Raw genomic sequence first — 7,500 nt, 5'->3', positions numbered from 1 at the left:
AAAGTTATTCAAAGATATGATATACTGAACTTCTATATAAATGTGACAGCTGATCTGAATTCCCATCAGTTATGAGAATTAGTTTAAAGTATTATTACTACTTTAAACTTCTTTGATCATGGCAGCTACCGTCTTTAGAAGTATGGGACCATCCATTCGGACCTGTTTCATGAGATAAACCGGTCGAAGGTAGAATTGTCGGAACGCCTTTTTTTGCATCTTTTTAAGCTCATCCAAGGAACAGTCTACTGTCTCCAGAACTGGGGAAAGGAGGGTGTATTTGGACCAGTCCTTAACCTTAATAAGATTGTCTTGGACTGCTTCCTGGTAAAATCTGGTTCCAGGGTAGGGTGTGGCCAGGGAGAAAAGAGCGTAGGAAGGGTTCAGTTCCCGGACGAATTTGATAGTTCGTTCTATGCTGTCCTTAGTGTCTCCCGGCATTCCCAAAACCACGGAGGCTATGGTGCGTATGTCGTTTTCCCGAGAGAGTTTAAAGGCCTGGCGGATCTTGTCAATGGTTATCTGCTTGTTAACCCGGTCCAGTTGCTGCTGGTCTGCAGATTCCACTCCTAAAAATAGAGTGATGCAACCAGAATCACTGAGTTTCTGGAGTAGTTCATCCGAAAGGGTGTCTGCCCGCGCTGTACATCCCCAATAAGTGTCTAGATCCCTTTTTATTATCTCGTCACAGATTTCAGCCACCCGGCTTGGTTTCAGAGTGAAGGTGTCATCCATGAAGGCGATCATGCCCGCGTCATGGTCATTGATGAGGTGTTCCATTTCATCCACCACATTCTGGGCAGATCTCATTCGCAGTTTATTACCATGCAGGGCTGCCGAAGCACAGAATGAACATTGCATGGGACATCCCCTGCCAGATATTAGGGTGGCAGTGTGCAGTTTCATGTTCAGTATCTTGTAGTGGTCCATGGGCAACAGATGACGGGCAGGGAATGGTAGTTCATCAAGGTCTTCAATGAGAGGTCTTGGGGGTGTTACCACATCCTGGTAGGCAATTCCTTTAACATTTTTAAGGTCGCCTCCTTCCTCCAGTGTTTGCACCAGTTCCAGGAGGGTGTATTCCCCTTCACCCATCACTACTATATCGACGTAATCCTTTTCCAGCATTTCCTGGTAGTTAAAGGTGGGATGATATCCTCCCATAACCACTGTGGCCGGGGGACAGGTTTTCTTGGCCAGTTCTGCAGTCTGTAGGGCCTGGCCAATGGTGGGAGTGAGGGCAGTTACCGCCACCAACTGGGGAGATACCCTTCTGATCTCCGCTTCCAGAGTTTCCCAGCTCATTTCCAGGGCAGCAGCATCAATGATCTCCACAGCAATATCATTTTGTTCCAAAACTGCAGCTATATAAGCAATACCCAGTGGCGGGGCTACTAAACCTATGAATTTGTATTTTGAATTGAAATATGGGGGGTTAATAAGAAGTACCTTCATTTAATCACCTGAAAATGTAAATATTCCAATAATTCAACCAGGGAGGGGGATGTCTTCATTTTCATTAATTTTTATCTCTATAAGTACTGGTTTATTAAGTTTTACTGCCTTCTGCACAGCAACAAAAACATCACCAGGAGAATCCACCATTAAAGCCTTTATATGGTATGCTTCGGCCAGTTTCACAAAATCAGGGTTTTCCAGTTCCACTTGGAATGATCCTGAGTAATATAAGTCCTGCCACTGCCGGATTATTCCCAGGGACTGGTTGTTTAAGAGGCAGATGGTAATGGGCAGATCCAGTTCAGCAATGGTGGCCAGTTCCTGGCTGTTCATCTGTAATCCCCCGTCACCCACCACGATCACCACGTTTTTATAGGGACGTGCCAGGCTTACTCCCACTGCAGCGGGGATTCCATAACCCATAGGCCCAAATCCACCAGAAAATATGAGTGAAGATGGTTCTCTGGCTTTAAGGAGCAAGTTAACCCAGGTGGTATGGCTTCCGGCATCATTGACCAGGATTGAATCCCCCATGGCATCTAAAATCTCCTTTATTGCCCTTTGTGGTTTTAGGGGAATTTCTTTAAAGTCAGTTTCCACCTCGTGAGTTTTCCCATAGGACTGTATTTCTTCTAACCATTTATCAGTGTTATCTGGGCTTGATTCTTTGATTTTCTCCAGGAATTCTTTAACATCACCAGATACATTCACATCACCCCTTAAAACTCCTTCATCCAGGTTCACCTGAATTAGAGTTCCTGATCCCAGCCCCTTCCGGGTCCTTTCGGATAATCGGCATCCTAAGGCCAATATCAAGTCTGAACTTTTCCCGGCAAAGTTAGCTGCTTCTGTACCTCTCAATCCAATCAATCCTAAAGAAAGGGGATGTTCTTCACTGGTGACTCCCCGGGCAGGGTAGGTAGTGGCCACCGGGATCTGGTTTTTTTCAGCGAAGTTTTGAAGATCCCGGGTTGCACCGGACCATATCACCCCGGTCCCAGCTAGGATCAGTGGTTTCTGAGAACTTTCCACCATCATCCTGATCCTGTCAACCGCACCCCAATCAGTTTCCCGACCTGTTTCCACCTCCATTTCCAGTAGAAGTGGATCAATCTCTTCCTGGAGAATATTTTTAGGGAAGTTAAGGTGAATTGGGCCGGGTTTACCAGTTTTGAGGTCTAAAATCGCCTTTAGGGTGATGATAATCCCTTCTTCCGGATCGGTTACCAGGTGGCTCTGGAGGGTGATGGGACTGAAAACTGAGTTGAGATCCACATCCTGGAATACATTTTCACCCTTTAATTGCAGGGGAACATCTCCAGTGATTACCAACAATGGTACAGAGTCCTTGTAAGCTGTAGCCACGCCCATTACCATGTTTAATGCTCCGGGTCCTGCGGTGGCAACACAAACCCCCATATGGTGTGATGCTCTTGCATATCCATCAGCAGCGTGGACTGCACCCTGTTCGTGGCGGGTTAAAATATGTTTTATGGTGGATTCTTGGAGCGCCTGGTAAAAGGGGAGAATTTGTTCCCCGGGGTAACCGAAGATGAATTCAACCTGTTGTTTCTCCAGTATTTTAACCAGGGCATCGGCCAATGTAATCTTAAGAGCTTCCATGATTAGATTATGAGTGTTTCCACTATAATTAAATATTCCCCAAGGAGGAGGTACAGTTTCCCAGAGCCCACTGGCCCCCTATTCTACCTTGAAAAAAAATTTATGACCGTGGACTAACATAATTAAGAGTGTTAATTAGGATAAAAGTTAAGGACAAAAAAATGTTACAGTGGATTAACTCCATTGCAAAATGAAATTACATACATACAATAGGGGTTTAGAGGAGGGTTTGATATTTCCAGCGGATTAGAAGCCTTACTCCATGAGGGCAGGTTGTTCCCACCGGGGAAGGATTTAGCAGAAAATAGTAATATCCACAGATGGATGGAACGCTACGGCATAAAGGATTATGATGAACTGCTCCAGCGGGGGTGTGATGACCCGGAATGGTTCTGGGATGAACTGGCCCGGGAGCTGGAATGGTTCCAGCCCTATAAAGAGGTCTTAAAATGGGATCCTCCCCATGCAGAATGGTTTGGTGAGGGTAAATTTAACATAGTGCACAACGCCCTGGACCGTCACGTAGGATCCTGGCGTAAAAACAAGGTAGCCTATATATGGGAAGGTGAACTGGGCCAGGTTAAGAAGTTAACCTACCATGATCTTTACCGGAAGGTTAACCAGATGGCCAATGCCCTGCGAGGTCTGGGTGTTGGTAAAGGGGATCGTGTAGCTATTTACCTGCCCATGATACTGGAGTTACCCATTGCCATGCTGGCCTGTGCCAAGATCGGAGCGGTGCACAGTGTGGTTTTCTCAGGGTTCTGGGCCAAAGCATTCCGTGAAAGGGCCAACGATGCCCAGGTGAAAGTGGCTATCACCGTGGATGGTTTTTATCGCCGGGGAAAAGTTATACCCCTTAAAGAGAATGTGGATCAAGTCTTAGATGATATCCCTTCCCTGGAAAAACTCATTGTGGTTCGCCATGCTGAATGTCCGGTAGAGATGAAAACTGGGCGGGACCTATGGTGGGATGACGTGATACAGGGCCAGGAAACTGTATCTCCAACAGAAGTGATGGATGCCGAAGACCCCCTGTTTATTTTATACACCTCCGGAACCACTGGAAAGCCCAAAGGAGTACTTCACGTCCACGGAGGTTATGCCGTTGGTGTCTACACCACCCTGAAACTGGTTTTTGATCTGAAGGATGAAGATATATGGTGGTGTGCCGCAGATATTGGCTGGATCACCGGTCACAGTTACATAGTCTACGCCCCTCTCTTAATGGGTGCCACCTCGGTGATGTATGAAGGTGCTCCGGATTACCCGGAAGCCGACCGTTTGTGGCAGATAATCGAGGAGTATGGGGTGAATGTATTCTACACCGCCCCCACCACCATCCGCATGTTCATGAAGTACGGGGAGAAATGGCCCCAGAAACATGATCTAACATCTCTCAGGCTCCTGGGAAGCGTAGGTGAACCTATAAATCCCGAGGCCTGGATCTGGTATCATAAACACATTGGGAACCGGCAGTGCCCCATAATGGATACCTGGTGGCAGACAGAAACTGGGATGCACCTTATAACTCCCCTACCCATCACTTCCCTTAAACCAGGGTCCACAGTTAAGCCCTTCCCCACAGTACAGGCCGATGTGGTGGATGATGAGGGGAAATCCGTACGGGAAGGTGGTGGTCATCTGGTTATTAAAACTCCCTGGCCAGCCATGTTCCGCACCCTGTACCATGACCCGGAACGCTACGTGGATGCCTACTGGAGCAAGTTCCCAGGGATGTATCTCAGTGGGGATGTGGCCCGGGTTGATGAAGAGGGATATTTCTGGATACAGGGAAGGGAAGATGACGTTCTAAATGTTGCTGGACACAGGATTAGCACGGCTGAAGTGGAATCTGCCCTGGTGAGCTATGATTCTGTGGCGGAAGCTGCGGTAGTGGGAAAACCAGACCCAATTAAGGGAGAGGAGATCTGCAGTTTCATCATCCTTAAGGAAGACTTCAAACCCAGCCCCCGTATGAAACACCACCTACGGGAACATGTTCGCCAGGAAATTGGCCCGGTGGCCAGTCCGGCCTGTGTTAATTTCGTTAAAGATCTCCCCAAAACCCGTTCCGGGAAGATCATGCGCCGGGTGATCAAAGCCAAGGTCAAAGGAGATGATGTGGGAGATATAAGTACCCTGGCCAACCCCGAAGCAGTGGATGAACTGGATAATGCAGTTTAAAACATGACTTGATCCTATAAATATTAAGTGTAGATTAGATTAAAAGAGATTTGAGGGATTAATAAAAAATAAGAGTAAAAATTAGTTAATTAAAGAAAAAGGGGAAACCAGGTTATCCCAGCCCCTTTCTTTATTTATTCTTCTTCCTGGTAACTGCCATTGTACTCCCCGGATCCTTCTACCGGGAAAACCACCCCTTGGGCGATTCTTTCACCTTGTTTAATGGTGAAAGGGTGCTCTCCCTGGTTCACCAGTAGAAACTGCAGTGTACCGTAGAAGCCAGGGTCACCCACTGCAGTGTGGATGCTTACAAAGGAACGCAGCAGGGTGGATCGGGGTAAGTAAAGCATGGAGTAACCCTTGGGGATTTTTATTTTCCGGTCGATGGTCACACTGTAAGCTGTCTTGGGCTCTAGAGTGTAGATTGGTGGTTCCAGTTTTTCCAGTTCAGGGAGGTTCTTTTCATTGTCAATTAAAGATCCTGGTCCTTTCTGGAGGAAAACTTCGTCCACCCTCAGGTCAATTCCCGAGGGCTGCACCAGTTCAGCAAATTCAGGGAATAATTTTACGAGTTCTTTTTCACCTAACATGAGTAATTCTCCTGTAATATTGAAGGGTTATCCATCCATTTAGAAACTATGTTTTTTTATTTGATAATTTGGATATTAAATTAAATTGGATCCCCCTAATCTAAATAATAATGTATTGGGAAATTAGTATAATAAGCCCCTTTTACATTTTTTTATTCATTAGGTGTAAATTTTTCCAGTGAAACAGCTATACCTGCAGCATTGTTAAAGAAAACAGATGCCAGAATACCCACTACGGCATTTCCCTGAATTATAGGTGATCCACTGTCTCCCGGTAGGGGGGGATATTACTGAACGGAAAAGAAAGATAATGGTAGGTGCGTCCCACAGTCATGACCTGGCAGGGATTTTTCTTTGAACCATTAAGAGCAAATGCAGATCCTATTTTTGGTTTTTTTATCTGGGAAAATTCGAATACATCTTCTGGCGCTGCTACCTCTACAATAACCATGTCAAGATCAAGGAGGATCTTATTAACCTTTCCCTCCCATCCTGCCACTTCCACTGGATCCCCGGGACCACAACCCCCAACTTTCAAGAGATGATAAACAGTTAAATCACAATTTTTACGATGATATTTAATTACTGCCCCTAAAACAGCAGATTTGTTTTTACATGTTACCTTATCCCCTGCAGATATTATCTTTTTTAGAATGAATATCCCCTGCAGTTTTAGGATTTATTAAAATTGTACCCTATTCTTATCAACAGTTTGAAGTTGAACAATGAAGTTAGTAGTTTTTACTCATAGCTAGTAACTTGTTGGTTACCACCCCATCCACACCCATTCTTGAAACAGATTTCATATCCCTCCCTGTGTCCACCACCCCCGTATAAACCCTAATATTATGTTTATGTGCGTTTAAAACCATTTTTTTGCCCAGATAACTATGAAATGGTAACATGTACTCTGCCCGGGCATCAATAGCCATTTTTTCAGGATGAATTGGTTGACCTATGAATATTATCCCTGTCTTCAATTTTCCATCCATTGATTTGAGATTCAGGGAAACATGATGATAAAATGAAGCCACAATAACATTTTTTACCATTTTTTCCTGTTTAATGATATCCAGAACCATTCTTTCAATTCCGGGTTCTTTAATTTCAACGATTAAAATGGGGTGAACTTTATTCGATTCATCCAATTTAGATTTTGCACGTCTTAAAACTTCGCTTAAGAGGGGTATTCTCTCTCCCTGACCTGCATCTAATTTTTTCAACTCTAACAGTGTTTTATCCTTAACCCTCCCTGTACCGTTGGTGGTGCGGTCTAGAGTAGGGTCATGGAAAACTACTATCTCTCCATCCCTGGACTGACGAACATCAACTTCCACCATATCTACTCCCATATCCAGGGCATGTTCCAGGGAAAGAAGGGTGTTTTCTGGTAAAAGAGAAGAGGCACCACGGTGAGCAATGATCTTCATGTGGACTTAATATGTCCCCCATAACACTAAAGTCAATAGGGACCAACTGGATATTAACGGAAATATCCCCTAAAAATTTAACTGATTCATAAAACAAAACACTCTTGATCATTATAATTAACAAAACTTATGGTGATGAGATGAAAAAGGTTCAAAATCATTTTGAAGAGGAAGCCGAGGAATTTGACCAGCTTATACAAACCATAATCCCA

General features: G+C 44.9%; 7 protein-coding genes (1 of these 7 only partly in view). 2 read left to right on the top strand and 5 right to left on the bottom strand.

Annotation, left to right across the window (positions count from 1 at the left end):
* Window positions 1-102: 102 nt before the first annotated feature.
* On the bottom strand, window positions 103-1,455 hold the full coding sequence (locus CIT02_RS10810; protein WP_292612372.1) for a B12-binding domain-containing radical SAM protein: 1,353 nt from the start codon (window positions 1,453-1,455) through the stop codon (window positions 103-105).
* 33 nt (window positions 1,456-1,488) lie between these two features.
* Window positions 1,489-3,081, bottom strand: a complete 1,593-nt coding sequence (locus CIT02_RS10805; RefSeq protein WP_292612370.1) for a thiamine pyrophosphate-binding protein — start codon at window positions 3,079-3,081, stop codon at window positions 1,489-1,491.
* Between the two features lie 234 nt (window positions 3,082-3,315).
* Between CIT02_RS10805 and acs the strand changes: the two genes are divergently transcribed.
* Window positions 3,316-5,268, top strand: a complete 1,953-nt coding sequence (gene acs, locus CIT02_RS10800) for an acetate--CoA ligase (RefSeq protein WP_292614974.1) — start codon at window positions 3,316-3,318, stop codon at window positions 5,266-5,268.
* Between the two features lie 134 nt (window positions 5,269-5,402).
* Here acs and CIT02_RS10795 read toward each other — a convergent pair whose 3' ends face one another.
* The 3 genes from CIT02_RS10795 to CIT02_RS10785 all read right to left on the bottom strand — a co-directional run bounded on the left by CIT02_RS10795 (window position 5,403) and on the right by CIT02_RS10785 (window position 7,288).
* The gene (locus CIT02_RS10795; protein WP_292612368.1) at window positions 5,403-5,858 is read right to left on the bottom strand and encodes a deoxyuridine 5'-triphosphate nucleotidohydrolase; all 456 of its coding nucleotides are present in this window, start codon (window positions 5,856-5,858) and stop codon (window positions 5,403-5,405) included.
* A gap of 250 nt (window positions 5,859-6,108) precedes the next feature.
* On the bottom strand, window positions 6,109-6,363 hold the full coding sequence (locus CIT02_RS10790; protein WP_292612366.1) for a hypothetical protein: 255 nt from the start codon (window positions 6,361-6,363) through the stop codon (window positions 6,109-6,111).
* A 226-nt stretch (window positions 6,364-6,589) separates the two neighbouring features.
* Entirely contained in the window at window positions 6,590-7,288 is a 699-nt protein-coding gene (locus CIT02_RS10785) for a glycerophosphodiester phosphodiesterase family protein (protein WP_292612364.1), read from the bottom strand.
* Between the two features lie 104 nt (window positions 7,289-7,392).
* Here CIT02_RS10785 and CIT02_RS10780 point away from each other — a divergent pair, with 104 nt between their 5' ends.
* A protein-coding gene (locus CIT02_RS10780; RefSeq protein WP_292612362.1) for a trans-aconitate 2-methyltransferase crosses the window boundary here: on the top strand, window positions 7,393-7,500 show its 5' end (the start). Its footprint extends 606 nt past the window's final position; the window shows 108 of its 714 coding nt (coding positions 1-108); its start codon is at window positions 7,393-7,395; its stop codon lies beyond the right edge, outside the window.

This window comes from Methanobacterium sp. BAmetb5, from assembly GCF_003491305.1.
Classification (GTDB): Archaea; Methanobacteriota; Methanobacteria; order Methanobacteriales; family Methanobacteriaceae; genus Methanobacterium.
This window is presented reverse-complemented; position numbering and strand designations above follow the sequence as displayed.

Bases quoted from the DNA above. Each gene is read 5' to 3' on its own strand.
- CIT02_RS10785 (WP_292612364.1), bottom strand. From the start codon at position 7,288: ATGAAGATCATTGCTCACCGTGGTGCCTCTTCTCTTTTACCAGAAAAC.
- CIT02_RS10795 (WP_292612368.1), bottom strand. From the start codon at position 5,858: ATGTTAGGTGAAAAAGAACTCGTAAAATTATTCCCTGAATTTGCTGAA.
- CIT02_RS10810 (WP_292612372.1), bottom strand. From the start codon at position 1,455: ATGAAGGTACTTCTTATTAACCCCCCATATTTCAATTCAAAATACAAA.
- CIT02_RS10805 (WP_292612370.1), bottom strand. From the start codon at position 3,081: ATGGAAGCTCTTAAGATTACATTGGCCGATGCCCTGGTTAAAATACTG.